The organism is Ochrobactrum sp. RH2CCR150, assembly GCA_014138095.1.
Lineage (GTDB): Bacteria > Pseudomonadota > Alphaproteobacteria > Rhizobiales > Rhizobiaceae > Brucella > Brucella gambitense.
In genome coordinates, this window is the sequence record JACGXE010000006.1 from 92379 (window position 1) to 112360 (window position 19982).

A 19982-nucleotide genomic window follows, 5' to 3' on the forward strand; every position below is an offset into this window, starting at 1 on the left:
GGGGACAAGTGAATACAGCGCCGAACAAGCCCGTGGTGGCCATCATCGCCACCGGGGGCACCATTGCAAGCAAACGCGGTGAAGATGGTGCGAGCACGCCAACATTATCCGGCGAAGATCTGCTCGCGCTCGTGCCGAATATCGATGCCGATCTGCGCCCCATCGACCTTATGGCGAAGGATTCGTCGCTGCTCACGCTGGCCGACATGCAGCTTATCAGCAATGCGGTCGGCGAAGCGCTGAACAATGCCGACATCCATGGCGTGGTCGTCCTGCATGGCACCGACGCCATGGAAGAGACCTCGCTTCTGGTGCAGTTACAGCACCGGCTTGCAAAGCCGGTCATCTTCACTGGCGCGCAATTTACAGCGGATCATCCGCATGCCGATGGTCCTGCCAATCTTGCCGATGCGGTGGGGCTTGCCATTGATCCGGACAACGCCGCACGCGGCGTATTGATCGCTTTTGGCGGGCGGGTTCTGCCTGCATGGGGCGCCTATAAGGCCAGCAGCGACAGCGCCGATGCGTTTCGTTCGGCACGTGCGCTGGATGGACTGCCGGAAGTGCTGCTGCCGCCAAAGGTTGGCGATAGCCGTATCGATACGGTTGCCGTTTATCCCGGCTGCGATGCCATCCATGTTGCAGCAAGCGTTGCAGCAGGCGCGCGCGGCATTGTCCTGGCCGGGCTTGGTTCCGGCAATGCGACGCCGGCAATTGTCGAAGCCGTCAAGCTTTGTACCGAACGGGGCATCCCGGTCGTGGTGTCGAGCCGTGTCCCGGAAGGTTTGCTGACACCCGGCTATGGCGGCGGTGGCGGTGGGCACGATCTTGCGGCGGCAGGCGCGATCCACGCCCGCACACTTCGTCCCGGTCAGGCGCGTATTTTGCTGGCGGCACTGATCGCCAATGGCAGTTCGAAAGATGCAATCATCCGCGCCTTCAGCGACAACCAATAACCCATATGAAAAGGGCCGGATTGCTCCGGCCCTTTTGTCTTGTTGCAAGATAGATCACTCGCCCGGCACAAGATGCGGTGCTTCGATCTTTGCGCCCGAGTGCTTGAGCGGACGCTCGCCGCTGAGCTTGCGGATCAGCACATAGAACACCGGCGTCATGAAGATGCCGAAGGCCGTCACGCCGATCATGCCTGCGAAGACCGCGATACCCATTGCCGAGCGCATTTCTGCACCGGCACCGGTGGATGTGACCAGCGGCACCACGCCCATGATGAAGGCCATGGAAGTCATCAGGATCGGGCGCAGACGCAACCGGCTTGCCTCGACGGCGGCCTGCACCACGCTTCGACCGGAAAGCTCCAGCTCGCGGGCAAATTCCACGATCAGGATCGCGTTCTTCGCTGATAGTCCCACAAGAACTATCAAACCAATCTGGGTGAAAACATTGTTGTCACCCCCCGTCAGCCAGACGCCGGTGAGCGCAGCCATGATACCCATCGGAACAATCATGATGATCGACAGGGGTAGAGCAAGGCTTTCATACTGCGCGGCCAGCACCAGATAGACGAGCAGCAACGCCAGCGGGAAGACGAGGAAGCCTGAATTGCCAGCCAGAATCTGCTGGTAGGTCAGATCGGTCCATTCGAAGGCGATGCCCGGAGGCAAGGTTTCCTGAGCGATCCGCTCGACAGCCGCCTGCGCCTGACCGGACGAGAAGCCGGGGGCCGGATTGCCGTTGATATCGGCAGACAGGAAGCCATTGTACCGGATGGCGCGTTCCGCACCCACGGTCTGCTCCACCTTCATCAGCGCCGACAGCGGGATCATCTCGCCCGATTGCGAACGAACCTTCAGCTTGCCGATATCTTCGGCATGGCTGCGATAATTCGCATCGGCCTGAATGCGCACGCTGTATGTGCGTCCGAATGCATTGAAGTCGTTGACATAGAGCGACCCCAGATAAATCTGCAAAGTCTCGAACACATCGGTCACGGCCACCCCCAGCTGACGTGCCTTCACACGATCCAGATCGGCATAAAGCTGCGGCACATTGATCTGGTAACTCGAATAGAGACCGGCCAGTTCGGGTGTCTGATAGGCCTTGGCGAGAAACGCCTTGGTGGCATCGTCCAGCGCGCGGAAGCCAAGCCCGTTGCGATCTTCAAGCTGAAGCTTGAAGCCGCCCGTTGTACCCAGACCCTGTACAGGCGGTGGCGGGAACATGGCAATGAACGCATCCTGAATGGAGCCGAACTTCTGGTTCAGCTGCATGGTGATAGCGCCTGCCGACAGGTCGGGCGTCTTGCGTTCTTCAAACGGCTTCAGCGTGACGAAAACAATGCCTGAATTCGACGAGTTGGTGAAACCGTTGATCGAAAGGCCTGGGAAGGCAATGGCATTGGCGACACCCGGCTGGTCGAGTGCGATATCCGTCATGCGGCGGATGACATCTTCCGAGCGGTCGAGCGTGGCCGCATCGGGCAATTGCGCGAAGCCGATCAGATATTGCTTGTCCTGCGCCGGAACGAAGCCACCGGGCACCGCACGAAACAGAACAAAGGTGACGCCGAGCAGCACGACATAGAGGCCCATCACCAGTGACTTGCGCGAGAGAATTGCACCCACGCCGCGGCCATAGGCATTCGAGCTTGCACCAAAGAAGCGGTTGAAGCCACGGAAGAACCAGCCGAACGCCTTGTCCATGACGCGGGTCAGACGATCCTTCGGCGCATCATGACCACGCAGCAACAGGGCTGCGAGAGCGGGCGACAGGGTCAGCGAGTTGAAGGCCGAAATCACCGTCGAGATGGCGATGGTCAGCGCGAACTGGCGATAGAACTGGCCGGTAAGGCCGGTAATGAAAGCCAGCGGCACAAAGACCGCAACCAGCACCAGCGCAATCGCGATGATCGGGCCAGACACTTCCTGCATGGCGCGATAGGTTGCTTCAACCGGCGACAGTCCCTGTTCGATATTACGCTCGACATTTTCCACCACCACAATGGCGTCGTCAACGACGATACCGATGGCCAGCACCAGACCGAACAGGCTGAGCGCATTGATGGAGAAGCCGAACATATACATGACCGCAAACGTACCCACGATGGACACGGGGACCGCGACCAGCGGAATGATCGATGCGCGCCATGTCTGCAAAAACAGGATGACCACGATCACCACCAGAACGATGGCTTCGAGCAAGGTGTGTATGACCGACTCGATAGAGGCTTTCACAAATGCTGTCGTGTCATAGACGATATCGAAATCCACGCCTTCCGGCATGGTCTTCTTCAGATCGGCCATGGCCGCGTGCACATTTTCCGAAATCTGCAAAGCGTTGGAACCCGGCGCCTGAAACACACCCATGCCAACGGCCTGCTTATTGTCGAGCAACGAGCGCAGCGAGTAATCGGCAGCACCCATCTCGACGCGCGCAACGTCGCCAAGGCGGGTGATTTCGCCTTCGCTGCCCGATTTCACGACGATATTGGCGAATTCTTCCGGTGTCTGAAGGCGGCCTTGCGCATTGACGGAAAGCTGAAGATCAAGACCGGACACATTCGGTGAAGCACCGATCACGCCAGCGGCCGCCTGAACATTCTGCTGCCGGATTGCGTTTGCGATGTCGCTTGCTGAAAGTCCGCGCTCGGCAGCCTTTTGCGGGTCGATCCAGACACGCATGGAGTAATCGCCGCCGCCGAATATCTGCACCTGACCGACGCCCGGAATACGCGCGATGCGGTCCTTGACGTTCAAAACGGCATAGTTGCGCAGATAGTTCACGTCATATCGGCCATCGGGCGAGATGAGGTGAACGACGAGCGTCAGGTCGGGCGAACTCTTGGCGGTGGTAACGCCAAGCGTGCGTACCTCTTCCGGCAGGCGCGGTTCGGCCTGCGAAATACGGTTCTGCACGAGCTGCTGTGCCTGATCGGGATCAGTGCCGAGTGCGAAAGTGACAGTCAATGTCATGACGCCATCGGCTGTCGCCTGGCTCTGCATATAGAGCATGCCTTCAACACCGTTGATCTGTTCTTCAAGCGGTGTGGCGACGGTCTCGGAAATCACGGCAGGGTTTGCGCCCGGATATTGCGCGCGCACCACGATCTGCGGCGGCACGACTTCCGGATATTCCGAAATCGGCAGACCTGTCATGCCGATCAGACCGGCCACGAAGATCAGAACCGAAAGAACGCCAGCGAAGACCGGCCGGTCTACGAAAAAGCGTGAGAAGTTCATCGTTTTATCCCCCTTAAGCGGGAAGGCAAAGACTCTCCCGGCCCGCGAAGGCAAGCGTTCTCGCGGGTTGAGTAGGCTGAGCTTTTGCGTTTACTGCGCGCCGTTCGACGCGCCGTTTCAGTTAATTCTTGGCAAGTGTTTCGGTTACGGGCTGCGGTGCAACGACCACGCCCGGACGAATGCGTTGCAGGCCGTTGACGACGATGTTCTCGCCAGCCTTCAGGCCGCTTTCGACAATACGCAAGCCGTCATAATTGCGACCGAGCACCACCTGCCGGTATTCGACCTTGTTGTCTGCTCCCACGACGAAGACAAATTTCTTGTCCTGATCGGAGGCAATGGCGCGGTCGCTCACCACCAGCTTTTCGTCCGGTTCCGGCTCGCCGAAGCGAATGCGCACGAACTGGCCCGGAATGAGCTTACCATCGGGATTGTCGATGGAAGCCCGCACGCGGATCGTGCCCGTGGTGGCATCCACCTCATTGTTGATCAGCTGGATATGTCCGGAAATCGGCGTGCCATCATCGGAGGCTGTGCCAATTTGAACCGGGATGCGTTCGATGGCGCTGCCACCCGGCGATGCGGCAAGCTTGGCGAGCGCCTTGGTGACGACTTCTTCATTGGCGCTGAAGCTTGCATAGATCGGATCGACCGAAACAAGCGTGGTGAGCACCGGCGAAGCAGAGCTGGCGGCAACAAGATTGCCAGCGGTGACTTCCAAACGACCGACGCGACCGGAGATCGGCGCGCGCACTTCGGTATATTGGAGATCGAGTTCAGCGGAGCGAAGCGCTGCCTTGGCAGAACGCAGGCTTGCCTGCGCTTCGTCAAAAGCGCTCGACCGCTGGTCCAGCCCACTCTGGGCGAGCGTACGGGTGGTTACAAGCTGACGTCCGCGATCCAGTTCCGTCTTGGCCAGCGCCACGCGCGCTTCCTCGGCGGAAACCTGCGCCTTGGCTTTTTCAACCGCTGCCGCATAGGGTTCTGGATCGATGGTCACAAGCAGATCGCCCTGCTTGACCAGCGCACCTTCACGGAAATGCGCTTTCAGGATAGCGCCGCCGACACGCGGGCGAATTTCCACGCGCTCGATTGCCTCAAGGCGACCCGAAAACTCTTCCCAGGTCGAAATGCGGCGCGACTCCGCCTTGGCAACCGAAACCGGCACTGCAGGCGGCGGCGCAGACATATCCGTCGCTGCGTCCGCCTTCAGGTGGGGAGCGCCGAAGAGAATGGCGCCACCGCCAGCTGCAGACAATAGGATACTCAGGCCGGCGCCCCACAGGGCCCGGCGTGCAATGATCGACGTCATGTTGTATCTCCTTGCCGGTCGGAGCCGGCTACATTCTGATCGTCAGAACAAAGCTTGGGAGGACTTTCGAACTGACGTTATGCTGGTATTGCTTTTGCACCAGCCCGCCGGAAGAAATCCGAGAACAGGCCGGTAAGAGCTTCTTTCTGTGGCGACCACTCACGGTCGGCCACGTTGCTTTCCGGTATCCAGCCAGCCTGACCCGGCAGGACATGGGACTGAACCTTGACGCCTGCCTGACGCAGCCGCTCGGCATAAGCCTGGGTTTCGTCACGCATCGGGCATTCAGCCCCTGTGACGAGCAGTGTCGGCACCAGACCGGCAAGACGCGTACACAGCGCAGGCGCGGCATAGGGATGGGTAAACCCACCGCACTGCCCCAGATAATGCTGCCAGCCATCCGACATTGTCTGCACCGCACTTTCCGGGCAGTATTTGCGGAAAGATGCCGTCGCAAGGCAAGGATCGAGCATGGGCGAAAGCAATATCTGACCTTTGAGATCCGTCAGATTCTGATCTCGCGCCATAAGCGCCAAACCGGCTGCAATATTGCCGCCCGCCTCTTCACCGGCGACGAACAGCATGGACTTCTTGTGTGCAAACTCCGGGCAACGCGCACGCATCGAAGTCAGAATGGCATAGGCCACCTCAAGCGCCGCCGGGAACGGGTTGAGACAGGCCGACGAATATTCCGGCGAGACGACCACCGCTCCCGCTTCAGCAAGGGCTTCGGCGACACCCTCGCAGGCATCTGGACAATCAGCCGAGAAAGCCCCACCATGGAGATGCAGCACCACAGGTGGCGGTGAAAGCAATTTGGCGCCGCGGTAAATGCGTGCCGTGCAGGCGCAATCGCCAGCCTGCATTGTTTCAACCGTAAACTTCTCACACATCTTTCTTAACTCTCATGTATAGCGGCAAACCGCCATGTTCTGATATTAGCATTGTCTATTATCTGGAATAGTCCCATCATATTGGTTACACTATCCCAAATCTCGAACAATGACGGTTATTGATCAATGGACCAACTCTCGGCCATGCGCGCCTTTCTCCGGGTTGTCGAAACCGGAAACTTCACGCGCGCCTCCGCTTCACTCAGCATGCCCAAGGCAACCATCAGCAATCTTATTCAGGGATTGGAAGCCCATCTTGGCGCAAAACTCCTCAATCGCACCACCCGTCGTGTTCTCGTAACACCGGATGGCGCGCTTTACTATGAGCGTGCAGCTCGCCTGCTCGCCGATCTGCAGGAACTCGACGGAAGTCTCTCCAGCGCACAGACCTTGCCCAAAGGTCGCCTGCGCGTGGAAATGGCGAGCGCCGTCGCCAATCTTATCGTCATCCCCGCCTTGATCGAATTTCACCAACGCTATCCCGATATCCAGATCGACCTTGGCGTTTCGGATCGCCCGGTTGATTATGTGGCGGAGAATGTAGATTGCGCCATTCGCATCGGAGAGCTGACCGATCAATCGCTGATCGCCCGGCGCATCGGCGACATGCATTTTATCGCCTGCGCCTCCGCTGAATATCTGGATCGATGTTCTACGCCACACCACCCGTCGGACCTTGCCAACAACACTTATGCGGTCGGCTATTTCCGCCCGTCGACCGGCCAGCAAATGCCGTTTCATTTCAAGCGCGGCACGGAGGAAGTCGAGATCAACGGGCGCTATGTCGTGGCCGCCAACGAGTCGACCACTTATCTTGCGGCAGTCCGCGCCGGTCTGGGTGTCGCGCAAGCGCCCTTGTTCATGGTTCAGGAGGATCTGGAAAAGGGTACGTTGCGGCCCGTTCTCGAAGACTGGCAGATCGAACCGATGCCGATTTATCTGGTCTATCCGCCCAACCGACACCTCAGCAACCGCCTGCGCGTTTTTGCCGACTGGGTGGTCAAGGTCATCGCCAAGTCGCAGATGGTGGAGCGCCGTTAACCGGCGTCCATCAAACGCATGAACTGGTACAGTTAAAGCCTTAGAATCGCTGGTCAGAGCACGTCACGAAACTGCGCGAATTTATAGTCGATTTATTTCCCGATACTGGTCTTGACGAACGCTATTCCGCGCCTATTGATAATTAAATGCGTCTGTACCGGATTGAAACATATGCCTTATTGACGTCTGCTATCGACGTCTTGGCAGTTTACTTATCATCTGACATGCAGTAGCTTCTCGTTAGCTAATATACAGGGGACTTCTTAGCTAACTCCCGTCCGTATCAGACTGCTCGATCATCTGCCCAGAACTGCTTTCGTATCTTGTTCTTATTCGTTTTGTAATGAGAGGGGACTATGGCGTCAGGCGACAATCAAAAACTTCCGCTTCTCGCGCTCACTGCCATGGTTGTGGGATCGATGGTCGGCGCGGGTATCTTCAACCTGCCCGGCCGTTTTGGCGCGGCGACCGGTCCGTTCGGGGCCATTATTGCCTGGCTGATTGCCGGTACCGGCATGTATATGCTGGCGCGCGTCTTCCAGTTATTAGCCGAGAAAAAACCCGATATCGACTCCGGTGTCTTTGCCTATGCCAAAGCCGGTTTCGGCAACTATATGGGTTTCCTGTCGGCCTTCGGCTACTGGCTCGGCAGTTGTCTCGGCAACGTGTTCTACTGGGTGCTGATCGGCTCCACGCTCGGACGTTTCTTTCCCGATCTCTTCGGCGATGGCAGCAGCATTCCAGCGATTGTCGTGTCGCTCATCGGCATCTGGGCATTTCACCTGATGATCCTGCGCGGTGTCGAACAGGCGACGTTCATCAATACGATCGTCACCGTGGCGAAGATCGTGCCGATCATCGTCTTCATTCTCGTGCTGATCTTTGCATTCAACTACGATCAGTTTGCCGAGAATTTCTTCGGTGGCCCGGATATGCCCGCCAAGCCGCTGATCGCGCAGGTGCGCGACACGATGCTGATCACCGTATTCGTGTTCATCGGTATCGAAGGCGCCAGCGTTTATTCCCGCTTCGCCAAGAAGCGCTCGGATGTCGGTACGGCCACCATTCTCGGCTTTGTCGGTGTGCTGGGCCTCATGGTGGCAGTCACCTTGCTGCCCTATGCCGTCATGCCGCAATCCGCCATTGCCGCCGTCCAGCAACCTTCGCTCGCCAGCGTTCTTGAAACAGTGGCGGGCCATTGGGGTGCTGTGTTCATTTCCATCGGCGTGCTGGTTTCCGTTCTCGGCGCTTATCTCGCATGGTCGCTGATCTGCGCGGAAGTTCTGTTTGCTGCGGCAAAATCGGATGACATGCCGAAAATGTTCTCCGTGCAAAACAACAACCGCGTTCCGGCCAATGCCCTGTGGCTGACCAATATCGTCGTCTCGCTATTCGTCATCTCCACCTACTGGTCGCGGGATGCCTTCAACTTCATGCTCGACATGACCAGCGTGACCTCTCTTCTGCCTTATCTGCTCGTGGCAGGTTACGGCATTCTGGTTGCCCGTCGTGGTGAAGGTTACGCACCCGGCGAGGGCGGACGTGGACGCGATCAGGCCTTTGCCTGGATTGCGGCCATCTACACGATCTTCATGTTCGTCGCTGCCGGGCTCAAATATGTGCTGCTGGTAGCGGTTCTCTTCGTACCGGGCACGATCCTCTATTTCTGGGCAAGGCGCGAACAGAAAGTACAGCTCTTCACCAAGGTTGAACTCGTCATCTTCGGCATAACCGTGCTTGCGGGCTTGATCGGGTTCTACGGTCTGGTGACAGGCCTCATCACACATTGACTCAATCGGCGAATAATCACGCGTAGGGAGGTTCAAGCACCATGACAAACGACACTCCGCTTGGTGTACATTCTGAAGTCGGTCAACTGCGCAAGGTGCTTGTCTGTGCGCCGGGGCGTGCGCACCAGCGCCTGACGCCCAGCAATTGCGACGACCTGCTGTTCGATGATGTCATGTGGGTCGACAATGCCAAGCGCGACCATTTCGACTTCATGACCAAAATGCGTGATCGCGGCATCGAAGTGCTGGAAATGCACAATCTGCTCGCCGAAACGCTGGCCGTGCCCGAAGCCAAGAAATGGATTCTCGACCATCAGATCGTACCGAACCAGATCGGGCTTGGCCTGATTGATGAAGTGCGCTCCTATCTCGAAGGTCTGTCCAATCGCGAACTGGCGGAAACACTGATCGGCGGCCTGTCGACGACCGAGTTTCCCGAGGCGATTGGCGGCGAGCAGCTTGCGCTGATCCGGGATGCCGCCGGGGCCAATGAATATCTGCTGCCGCCGCTGCCTAACACGCTCTACACACGCGACACCACCTGCTGGATTTATGGCGGCGTGACGCTCAATTCGCTCTACTGGCCAGCCCGCCATGAAGAGACAATCCTGACATCCTCGATCTACAAGTTCCATCCCGACTTCGTAGGCAAGGTCAATGTCTGGTGGGGCGACCCGACCAAGGATTGGGGCCTGGCCACGCTGGAAGGCGGCGATGTCATGCCCATCGGCAAGGGCAATGTGCTGATCGGCATGAGCGAGCGCACCTCCCGGCAGGCGATCAGCCAGGTCGCACAAGCCCTGTTTGCCAAGGGCGGAGCGGAACGTGTCATCGTCGCGGCTATGCCGAAACTGCGCGCCGCAATGCATCTCGATACGGTCTTCACCTTCGCCGATCGCGATTGCGTGCTGATCTATCCGGATATTGTCGACGGGATCGACGCCTTTTCCTATCGCCCGGATGGCAATGGCGGTGTCGAACTGCACAAGGACAAGGGCAGTTTTGTCGACACCGTTCGCGATGCATTGGGCCTGAAGAAAATGCGCATCGTTGAAACCGGCGGCAATGATTACATGCGGGAGCGCACCCAATGGGATAGCGGCGCAAATCTGGTCTGCGCTTCCCCCGGCGTCGTCTTCGCCTATGATCGCAACACCTATGCCAACACGCTGCTGCGCAAGGAAGGCATTGAGGTCATCACCATCACCGGCGCAGAACTTGGACGCGGACGCGGCGGCGGCCATTGCATGACCTGCCCGATCATTCGCGACGCCGTCGACTACTGAGTTCCAGTCATGGCAGGTCTCCGTCTAACTGACCGGATTTGCGTCAGCACCGCGCCAACCCTTGGCGAGGTGCTTGTCGCATGACGGAAAGCACACGGACATTCGGTGTCGTCGTACCGGCCATACTTGTGCTTGCCTTGATGTATGTGGCGCAGTCGGTGTTCGCGCCGCTCGTCTTTGCGCTGTTCATCATCGCCATGGTCTGGCCATGCCAGTCCATCCTGCAACGCTATATGCCGCGCGGCCTCGCTTTGCTGATAACCCTCGTGGTGTCCATGGCCGTGATGATCGCCGTTGGATCGTCGCTGGTTTGGGGCGTCAGCAAACTCGGACAGTGGTTCTTCGTCAATGCTGACCGTTTGCAGAGCATTTATCTCGGCTGGACTGACTGGCTGGAGGAACATGGCATTGCGCTCGTCGGGCCGCTAGCCGACCGCTTCGACGTTCTTTGGGCAGTCCGCTTCATGCAGGGCATGGCGGGACGGCTGAACAGTTTTGCCGGCTTCCTGCTTCTCGTCTTCATCTTCCTGATGCTGGGTCTGCTGGAAGTGGACGACTTCAACAAGCGCCTCACTTCGCCCCATGCCCAGCCCTATGGCAAGACCATCCTGCTTTGCGACCGCATCATTGGCGCGAAACTGCGGCGCTATATGCTGGTGCGCACGTTTGCCAGCGTGCTTACCGGCCTGATTGTCTGGCTTTTTGCGCTTGGCGCCGGGCTGGAACTGGCGACCGCTTGGGGCGCAATCGCCTTTTCCTTCAACTATATCCCCGTGCTCGGTCCGCTCTTTGCGACGACATTGCCGACACTGTTCGCCATTGTGCAGTTCGACTCCTGGCAATTTGCCATCGTGGTGTTTCTCAGCCTCAATGTCATCCAGTTTGTGATCGGCAGCTATCTCGAACCGAGGCTGGCCGGAGCAACGCTCTCGATCTCGCCATTCGCGGTTATATTTGCGGTCTTTTTCTGGAGCTTCATGTGGGGCATTGCGGGCGCCTTCATCGGCGTCCCGATCCTGATCGCCGTGATCGTCTTTTGCGCTGCCACGCCATCAATGGCGTGGATCGCCACGCTGATGTCAAACGACAAACCGCTTCTCTCGGACGAACCGCCCGGCGATCTATCCGAAAATCCGAAAGCATCACCTGGAACAAAGCCAAGTTGAACGCACCTGAATAGTATTCAATGCTATCTTAAATTACCAACCCGGTAACAAGGGAGGAACTGTTATGTTTCGGCTGGGACAAAAATATCAATCCTTCGTCCATGGCTCCGGTTGCTCTTGTTTCAGCCCCGCTTTGCAACAAGCTTCCCGCCGACTGGACAGCTTTTCACGCCGATCGTTCCTGGCAGGCCTTGGAGCCACCGCAATCGCCGCCGCCACCCCGAAGACGCTCTATGCCCAGACGACAGGCGCGACAACCAAGACCTTGTTCCGACAGGTCAAACTGTTTGACGGCAAGTCTGACAGCCTGCGCGACGACGTTCAGATTCTGGTCGAGGGCAACAAGATCATCGCCGTGGATACGACAAACAGCGCACCGCCCGCCGACGCGAAGGTGGTGGATTGCGGCGGTCGCGTTCTCATGCCCGGCCTGATCGATGCGCACTGGCATACTCTTTATGCAGCCGTTCCCTTGAATGTCCTGCTGACCGGCGATCCGGCAGGCATATTCGCCTCATCAACGGCGGAGGCCGCTCGCACGCTTGAACGCGGCTTTACCACCGTTCGCGACATGGGCGGGCCGGTGTTCACATTCAAACAGGCTATCGATAACGGCATTATTCCGGGGCCGCGTATTTATCCATCCGGCGCGATGATCACCACGACGGGCGGACATGGCGATCTGAGAATGCCTTTTGAAGTTCCACGCAGCGGAAATGAACTCAGCCTCGGCGAGAAAATCGGCGGCGCGGCTATCGTGGACGATGCGGGCAGCCTCAAGATGCGCGTGCGCGAGCAATTGATGCAGGGCGCGTCTCAGGTCAAGCTGGTCGGCGGTGGCGGTGTTTCATCACCGCGCAGCCCGCTCGATATGTCCACTTTCGACGAAAACGAGATACGCGCCGCCAATGACGTGGCGCGCGACTGGAATACCTATATGACCGTGCATGCCTATGCGCCGCACACGGTGCAACGCTCGCTGAATGTTGGCGTGGGCTGCATCGAACATGCGCATTTGATGGACGATGAAACCGCAAAGATGTTCGTCGACAAGAATGTCTGGCTGAGCACACAGCCATTCATGAGCGCGGCGGATACCGGGACGTTGAGCGGCCCCTCGGCCGAAAGAGCAGAGCAGCTGTTTGCCGCGACGCCGCATATGTATGAGCTCATTCGCAAACACGGGGTCAAAACCGCCTGGGGATCGGACATCTTGTTTTCACCCCAGCTGGCGCCACGGCAGAGTTTCATGCTTACACATCTCAGCCAGTGGTATTCGAATGCCGAGGCGCTGCGCATGGCCACCTCCGGCAATGCGGAACTCCTCACCCTTTCTAACCTGCGCAACCCCTATCCGGGCAAGCTCGGCGTCATCGAGAAGGACGCACTCGCCGATATTCTGGTTTTGAACACCAACCCGCTTGAAGACATTCACGCATTGGAAAAGCCAGCCGAAACCATGGCGGTCATCATGAAGGACGGGCGCATTCACAAGAATACGCTCTGACACGTCTCGTCCTGCGCGGATTGGTTCAACCTCTTTTTCCGATCTGGATTGTCAATCCAGATCGGATTTTTTATCGGCATCAGAACGAAGAACGGCATAATTCCCCCTATTGTTCACCATATTGAATACAATATGTGAACCATATGCGGGCTTTGCGCGGCTCATCATTAGGCCTATCTCATAAGCAACGGAACGACGAAACAAACGCCGCTCCTGAGTTTAAAACAGCATTCCATGAGGCGAGTTACTCCCAACCATTGCCGGGAATGCACCTGAAGGAGATAGGAAAATGAATAAGATTGTTCTTGCTGTTGCCGCCCTTGCCCTGAGCGCCGGTGCTGCCTTTGCTGAAAACCCAACCGTTGGCGAACCTGCCGATCTTTATGCAAATGATCGCACCCCGGTTGCCACGCAGAGCGTCGATTACACCGCACCTGCTGCCATCCAGCAGTCTGGCAAGGTTTTCCATGACGGCTCGGCTCACCGCTTCGGCGACGCTTCCCCGTCGTCTTATCAGAACTAATAAGCATAACGGCGAAAGCCGCACTCAATAGATGCAACAAAGGGCGGAGCTTCGGCTTCGCCCTTTGTTGCGTTTAAAGCACTAGCACGACATGGCGATTATTTAGCCGAATGCCTATTTTATGAGCACCACCACCTCTTGAGCATTAAAGCCTTATGCATTTTCCTGCCAGTTTTTTGCCCGCAACTGATAAGTCGAGAAACTCTGGAAAATATAAATTGTTACTTTTCAGTAGGTTATAAAACTTCAGCCGCCGAAAAACACATGTTTTGTGAAACTGGCATGACACTTGCTTTTAAATAGGCAGAAGCAGGGAAGAGCATATTGATGGTGGCTGCCCCTACTGTGTTGGTTCAATACCCATCATAAAAGAGACTAGGCGATGACAAAGTATAAGCTCGAGTACATTTGGCTAGACGGTTACACTCCGACACCGAACCTGCGTGGCAAGACACAGGTCAAGGAATTCGATGCGTTCCCGACGCTCGAGCAACTGCCGCTTTGGGGCTTCGACGGTTCGTCGACGATGCAGGCCGAAGGCCGCAGCTCCGATTGCGTGCTGAAGCCAGTCGCCATCTATCCTGATCCGGCCCGCACGAATGGCGTTCTTGTAATGTGCGAAGTCATGATGCCGGATGGCGTCACGCCGCATGCATCGAACAGCCGCGCAACCGTTCTCGAAGACGACGATGCATGGTTTGGCTTCGAACAGGAATATTTCCTCTACCAGAATGGCCGCCCGCTCGGCTTTCCTGAGCACGGTTTCCCTGCCCCGCAGGGTCCATATTACTGTGGCGTCGGCTCCAGCAATATCGGCCCGGTTGCCCGCAAGATTGTTGAAGAACATCTCGACCTGTGCCTCGCCGCTGGCATCAACCACGAAGGCATCAATGCCGAAGTGGCCAAGGGCCAGTGGGAATTCCAGATTTTCGGCAAGGGTTCGAAGAACGCTGCCGATCAGATCTGGATGGCGCGCTACCTTCTGCTTCGCCTTTGCGAACAGTATGAAATCGACATCGAATTCCATTGCAAGCCGCTGGGCGACACCGACTGGAACGGCTCGGGCATGCATTGCAACTTCTCGACCAAGTTCATGCGTGAAGTTGGCGGCAAGGACTATTTCGAAGCGCTGATGGCGCAGTTCGACAAGAACCTGCAGGACCACATCGACGTCTACGGCCCGGACAACCATCTGCGCCTGACCGGCAAGCACGAAACGGCTCCGCTGAACAAGTTCTCCTACGGCGTTGCGGATCGTGGCGCTTCGATCCGCGTTCCGCATTCCTTCGTCAAGAACGGCTATAAGGGCTATCTTGAAGATCGCCGCCCGAACTCGCAGGGCTGCCCATACCAGATCGCCTCTCAGGTGCTGAAGACCATTTCCGAAGTTCCGACCTCGGAAGATGAAGCTCTTGCCGCTTAATTAGGCAGACAGAGAGACCACACGAAAATGGCCGGGGCGCAAGCTCCGGCCATTTTTTGTGCATGTAAGCGGCTTCTGGTTCGGATCACACAGGCATCAAGGCTGTGCCTATAGGAACGAGCGCCAAGGCCAAGGCCAGCACCAGAAGGGCGGTCGCAAGAATGGCCGCGCAATGGGCGAGCAATATCTGCGTTACGGACAGTCCATCCGCATCACCGTTCTGCCTCTTCATCACAGGTCAGCTCCCGGCAGTGTCTCCAGAAGCGGATGGGCAAAATGCAGAATTTCGAAGGCAGTGCCTTGCCCGGTCGGTTCTGGCCGTTCCGACGAGACCAGCACACGCGTCAGTTTCCAGTTGAGCGGGTCCAGCCCCACGGCTGAGGCCACAGTTGCCGCCTGCCCGGCCAACAGACGATTGCGCTCAATCTCCGCGGCGATCACCTCGGTAAGCTCGCTGTCGACCGGCACTGCAATCTCTTCTTTTTGAAGGAAGCGCGCTTCCCGTGCCGCGCCTTTGCGGGCATCAAGTGCGAAGGCTGTCGCAATATCCGCGCGGCCAAAGCTGTCCGTTACGGTCTTGTAAGCGCCCGATATGAGAAAATCGCGAAAGCCTGCATCGTCCTGCCAAAGATAGAGCGAGGAATAGTGATTGGCCGTCGCACCCAGCACCCCGCTTTCACGCAAGAGAAAAGCCTTGAAAAGCAGCCTCGGCGTGGAATCCCATAGTTTCCCGCGCTCGCGCGCCCGCTCCCGGATCAAATTGATATCGTAGTTTGATGGCAGCCGGTGGCCGTAATTGGCAATAATCATGACCCTTGTCCTTGCATGTCGTGCATCCTGCAAAGAAAGGTAGCCATCGATCAAACATTTTAATAGAATATCATTGGATGTTTCAATGATAACAGATTGAAATGGTATGCCCATGAAGGGACTCGACATCGAGGCCGCTCGCGCCTTCGTTCTAACCGCCGAGCTTCGCAGCTTCACCCGCGCGGCGGAGGCGCTCAACACAACGCAAGCCGCGGTGAGCCTCAAAATCAAGCGTCTGGAAGACGGCATCGGGCGCAAGCTTCTGGAGCGCACGCCAAGGCTGGTTCGCCTGTCCGCCGATGGTGACGCGTTCTTGCCGCGTGCCCGCGCACTGGTGGCAGCGCATGAAGAGGCCATCGCCTGTTTCGACCTCGATCCTCGCCGTTTGGTCGTCGGCATCAGTCATCATATCGTCGGTGCAGAGCTGCCCTTGCTGCTGAAGCGTCTAGGCAGCGCCGAGCCCGGCCTTGTGCTGGAAATGCGAATAGCGACCTCAAGGGATACGCTCGCAGATTTCGAACGCGGTCTTCTCGACGCGGCCATTGTCCTGCACCACGACAACATCCGGCGCGATGGCGAGAAAATACTGGAAGAAACCTTCGGGTGGATGGCCACGCCCGATTTTGAATATCGCAAAGGTGAGCCCTTGCGTCTGGCGACACAGGCTGCGCCCTGCAATGTGCGTAGCATGGCGACAGATGCGCTGGACGCAGCGCATATTCCGTGGACGGAAGCCTTCGTTGGCGGCGGCGTCATGACGGTCGGCGCAGCCGCTTCAGCCGGTCTGGCCGTCGCGGCGTTGGGCCGTCGGGTTGCGCCAGCAGGAACCATCGATATCGGGCCGCAGGCGGGTCTGCCCCCACTGCCATCGCGTGATGTGCTGCTCTACACCAGTGTTCACGACCAGCAGGCAAAAACTGCGCTGCGCGCGCTGAGCGCAGCAATCCGCGCAACCGCAAACAGGACCATCAGTGTTTGAACAAAACCCCGCCCGATCAACCGACCGGGCAGGTAATTTGCGATGTGCTTCAACGCAGGTGATGCACTGCTTGCAATTCATAGACCGGCGTATCAATGCCCTCCATGCGGGCTTTCAGTTGCAGCGACAGATATTGCGAATAGTGCCGCGACTGGTGCAGGTTGCCGCCATGGAACCACAGCGCCTCCTGCTGCGTCGGCTTCCACATATTGCGCTGTTCGCCTTCCCAAGGACCCGGGTCCTTGGGCGTTTCTGATCCGAGACCCCAGACCTTACCAACCTTGTCCGCTGTCTCCTGATCGATGATATCCGCAACCCAGCCATTCATCGAACCATAGCCCGTCGCATAGACGATCAGATCGGCAGGCAGCTCGGTCCCATTGGCAAGCCGAACCGAATTTTCGGTGATCTCATCGATCTGACCTGAAGCAAGCTTGATCTTACCGTCGATGATGAGCTGCGAAGCGCCGATATCGATATAATAGCCGGAGCCGCGCCGCAGATATTTGAGGAACAGGCCCGAACCGTCAGAGCCGAAATCCAGCTGGAAGCCGGCCTTTTCAAGCGCGGCATAGAAGTCGGCATCGATCTCGCGGATTTTGTCATAGATGGGCTTCTGGAACTCATGCATGATGCGATAGGGCAGCGACGCGAAAATCAGATCGGCCTTGGCGGTGGTAACACCGTTTTGCAAAGCCTCTTCCGAATAAAGCGCGCCAAGCCCGTGCTTCATCAGCGGTTCCGAGCGGACAATATGGGTCGATGAGCGCTGTACCATCGTCACATCAACCCCCGCTTCGCAAAGCGCTGCGCAAATATCATGCGCCGAATTGTTCGACCCGATGACAACGACCTTCTTGCCCTTGTAACCGTCCGGCCCCGGATGACGGGACGAATGCTGCTGTTCGCCCTTGAAGCGATCCTGTCCCTTGACGTTCGGAATATTCGCCTTGCCCGACATGCCGGTTGCGAAAACAAGCTGCTTTGGACGCAGGATGACTTCCTCGCCGTCGCGGTCCACGACGACTGACCATTCCTTCTTGTCCTCGTTCCACTGCGCAGATTTGACCGTGGAGCGTGTCCAATAATTCAGCTCCATCACCTTGGTATAGAATTCCAGCCAGTCGCCAATCTTGTCCTTCGGCGCAAAGACCGGCCAGTTTTTCGGGAAGTCGATATAGGGCAGATGATCATACCAGACCGGATCGTGCAGGCAGAGCGACTTGTAGCGCTTGCGCCATGAATCACCCGGACGTTCATTGCGCTCGACGATGATCGTTGGCACGCCAAGCTGACGCAGGCGTGCGCCGAGCGCAATACCGCCCTGCCCGCCGCCGATCACCAGCACATAGGGCTGCTTGTCATAGCCAAGCGTGCGGGCTTCCTCTTCGCGCTCTTCTTTCCATGTCTTGGCGCCAAGATCCTGACCGTGCTTTGCGCCTAGCGGGCGGGTAAAGCCGGACTTTTCCTCGTGACCCTTCAGCTCCGACATGACGGTGAGAAGGGTCCATATCTTGCCGCCCTTCAGCCGAATGAGACCGTAACCACGTGCGACTTCGGTTTCAAAAGAGATCCAGCTTTCGGTGACGCCATCGGCTTCTGTCGCCGTTTCCCCCGCTGCGACGAGCCATTTGGTCGGCTTCACAAGTTGCAATTGCGATTGCAGCATGTCGCGCACCTGATCATGACCCTCCACAGTCTTGATGTTCCAGGTGAAGGCGACCAGATCGCGCCAGTAACAATCATCGGCAAACATCGAAACCGCTTCGTCGATCCGGCCCGCTTCGAGTGCTGCGCCGAACTTGTCGAGAAAGGCCTGCACACGGACGTTTGGTGTTTTCTCAAGCATTGCAATTTCCTCCCATAGATGTTGACGCCGGGCTCTCCCAAGCCCGGCAGTGAAATGCGTTATCTGTTCAGATCGATCAGAATTTTGAGCTGAGTACCCGCCGGGTCGAGCAGGCGGTCGAAACCTTCGGCAACAGCGTCCTCCAACGCGATTGTCTTGGTAACGATCTTTTTCGCCGGGATTTGGCCGCTCGCAATCAGCCTTGCGACGCGCGGCCAGTAATGGGTGGGGTAGGCCCAGGAGCCGCGAATATCGATATCCTTGAACGTGACATCGAACCAGTTGAGCGGGTTTTCATGTGGGTGAAGGCCCGTCTGCACCACAACGCCCTGTTTGCGAACAGCATCAGTACAGTTCTTCAAGGCATGTTCATTGCCGACGCATTCGATGGCCACATCACAGCCGACATTGCCTTCCGTTTCAGTCCGGACCACATCGCCGACATTTTCCGACTTCGGATTGATGGTGCGAATGTCGCCCAGTTTTTCGCGTGCGAGTTGCAGCCGTGTCTCGTTGAGATCCGACAGGAATATCTGCGACGCGCCCGCAGCCCGCGCTGCCATCGCCACCAGAATGCCGATGGGACCAGCGCCAGTGACAAGCACGCTGTTGCCAGCCGTCACGCCGCCACGGTCACAGGCATAGACCGCAACTGCTGTCGGTTCGATCAGCGCCGCTTCTTCATCGCTGAGGTCGTCGGGGATTGGCTGTACATTATAGCTGTTGAGCAAGGCCTGTTGAGCCGTGCCGCCCGAATGCCATGAAAGGCCAGCAAGCGCCAAACTGGAGCTCAAGTGATAAAGCCCGCGATCAGCAAAATAGTCGCCTGCCCTCGGCATGATCAATGGCTGCACCGACACGCGGTCGCCAACTTTCACGTGACGAACATCAGCCCCCACCGCTTTGACCACGCCGCCAAATTCATGGCCCAGAATCTGAGGACCACTCGCCTTGGTGAAGGGATGCGGTTCAGTCGGAATGAAAATCGGACCATAGGCATATTCGTGCAGATCGGTCCCGCAGATGCCGCAAAAGCGGTTTTCAATCAGAACCTGATCCGTGCCAAGATCGACCGGCGCCGGCACGTCTTCAACGCGCAGATCCTTGGCAGCATAAAAGCGCAACGCACGCATATATTTCTCCTCCAGTTGCGTCAAAGGAGGAAATAGCAAGCCGCGTGCCAGTTGCGGCTTATGTCCTAAGCCAT

The 19982-nt window shown here is 57.6% G+C and carries 16 protein-coding genes; 9 read left to right on the forward strand and 7 right to left on the reverse strand.

Features of this window, described 5'->3' with window-relative positions:
- Positions 1-8: 8 nt before the first annotated feature.
- On the forward strand, positions 9-956 hold the full coding sequence (locus FHW03_RS14490; RefSeq protein WP_377514871.1) for an asparaginase: 948 nt from the start codon (positions 9-11) through the stop codon (positions 954-956).
- Positions 957-1010: 54 nt separating this feature from the next.
- Here FHW03_RS14490 and FHW03_RS14495 read toward each other — a convergent pair whose 3' ends face one another.
- The 3 genes from FHW03_RS14495 to FHW03_RS14505 form a co-directional block, all read right to left on the reverse strand.
- Positions 1011-4196 (reverse strand): multidrug efflux RND transporter permease subunit, encoded by a 3186-nt coding sequence (locus FHW03_RS14495; RefSeq protein WP_182521263.1) that lies wholly within the window; start codon positions 4194-4196, stop codon positions 1011-1013.
- A 121-nt stretch (positions 4197-4317) separates the two neighbouring features.
- A complete protein-coding gene (locus FHW03_RS14500; RefSeq protein ID WP_182521264.1) occupies positions 4318-5508 on the reverse strand; it encodes an efflux RND transporter periplasmic adaptor subunit in 1191 nt (396 codons plus the stop codon).
- 77 nt (positions 5509-5585) lie between these two features.
- Positions 5586-6401 (reverse strand): alpha/beta hydrolase, encoded by an 816-nt coding sequence (locus tag FHW03_RS14505; protein WP_182521265.1) that lies wholly within the window; start codon positions 6399-6401, stop codon positions 5586-5588.
- A gap of 126 nt (positions 6402-6527) precedes the next feature.
- On the opposite strand from FHW03_RS14505, the gene FHW03_RS14510 reads away from it, so the two are divergent.
- The 7 genes from FHW03_RS14510 (at position 6528) to FHW03_RS14540 (ending at position 15137) form a co-directional block, all read left to right on the forward strand.
- A complete protein-coding gene (locus FHW03_RS14510) occupies positions 6528-7442 on the forward strand; it encodes a LysR family transcriptional regulator (RefSeq protein ID WP_182521266.1) in 915 nt (304 codons plus the stop codon).
- A 356-nt stretch (positions 7443-7798) separates the two neighbouring features.
- Positions 7799-9232, forward strand: coding sequence for a basic amino acid/polyamine antiporter (locus FHW03_RS14515; RefSeq protein WP_182521267.1), 1434 nt, complete (start codon positions 7799-7801; stop codon positions 9230-9232).
- Between the two features lie 41 nt (positions 9233-9273).
- Positions 9274-10518 carry an arginine deiminase gene (arcA, locus tag FHW03_RS14520; protein WP_182521268.1) on the forward strand — a complete coding sequence of 415 codons (1245 nt, stop codon included), beginning with the start codon at positions 9274-9276 and terminating at the stop codon, positions 10516-10518.
- A gap of 80 nt (positions 10519-10598) precedes the next feature.
- Positions 10599-11684, forward strand: coding sequence for an AI-2E family transporter (locus FHW03_RS14525; RefSeq protein ID WP_182521269.1), 1086 nt, complete (start codon positions 10599-10601; stop codon positions 11682-11684).
- A 64-nt stretch (positions 11685-11748) separates the two neighbouring features.
- On the forward strand, positions 11749-13191 hold the full coding sequence (locus FHW03_RS14530) for an amidohydrolase family protein (RefSeq protein WP_182521270.1): 1443 nt from the start codon (positions 11749-11751) through the stop codon (positions 13189-13191).
- A 289-nt stretch (positions 13192-13480) separates the two neighbouring features.
- Positions 13481-13714, forward strand: a complete 234-nt coding sequence (locus FHW03_RS14535; RefSeq protein WP_182521271.1) for a hypothetical protein — start codon at positions 13481-13483, stop codon at positions 13712-13714.
- Positions 13715-14096: 382 nt separating this feature from the next.
- A complete protein-coding gene (locus tag FHW03_RS14540) occupies positions 14097-15137 on the forward strand; it encodes a glutamine synthetase beta-grasp domain-containing protein (protein WP_182521272.1) in 1041 nt (346 codons plus the stop codon).
- Positions 15138-15222: 85 nt separating this feature from the next.
- Here the strand turns inward: FHW03_RS14540 and FHW03_RS14545 are convergent, their stop codons facing one another.
- Positions 15223-15369 carry a hypothetical protein gene (locus FHW03_RS14545; RefSeq protein WP_182521273.1) on the reverse strand — a complete coding sequence of 49 codons (147 nt, stop codon included), beginning with the start codon at positions 15367-15369 and terminating at the stop codon, positions 15223-15225.
- Positions 15369-15947: a DUF4865 family protein gene (locus FHW03_RS14550; RefSeq protein ID WP_182521274.1), complete on the reverse strand. Its 579-nt coding sequence runs from the start codon at positions 15945-15947 to the stop codon at positions 15369-15371. Before FHW03_RS14550 ends, FHW03_RS14545 begins: the two co-directional genes overlap by 1 nt.
- Positions 15948-16059: 112 nt before the next feature.
- Between FHW03_RS14550 and FHW03_RS14555 the strand changes: the two genes are divergently transcribed.
- Entirely contained in the window at positions 16060-16926 is an 867-nt protein-coding gene (locus FHW03_RS14555; protein WP_182521275.1) for a LysR family transcriptional regulator, read from the forward strand.
- Between the two features lie 49 nt (positions 16927-16975).
- Here FHW03_RS14555 and FHW03_RS14560 read toward each other — a convergent pair whose 3' ends face one another.
- The gene (locus tag FHW03_RS14560) at positions 16976-18775 is read right to left on the reverse strand and encodes an NAD(P)/FAD-dependent oxidoreductase (RefSeq protein ID WP_182521276.1); all 1800 of its coding nucleotides are present in this window, start codon (positions 18773-18775) and stop codon (positions 16976-16978) included.
- A gap of 59 nt (positions 18776-18834) precedes the next feature.
- Positions 18835-19908: a 2,3-butanediol dehydrogenase gene (locus FHW03_RS14565; protein ID WP_182521277.1), complete on the reverse strand. Its 1074-nt coding sequence runs from the start codon at positions 19906-19908 to the stop codon at positions 18835-18837.
- Positions 19909-19982 lie beyond the last annotated feature (74 nt).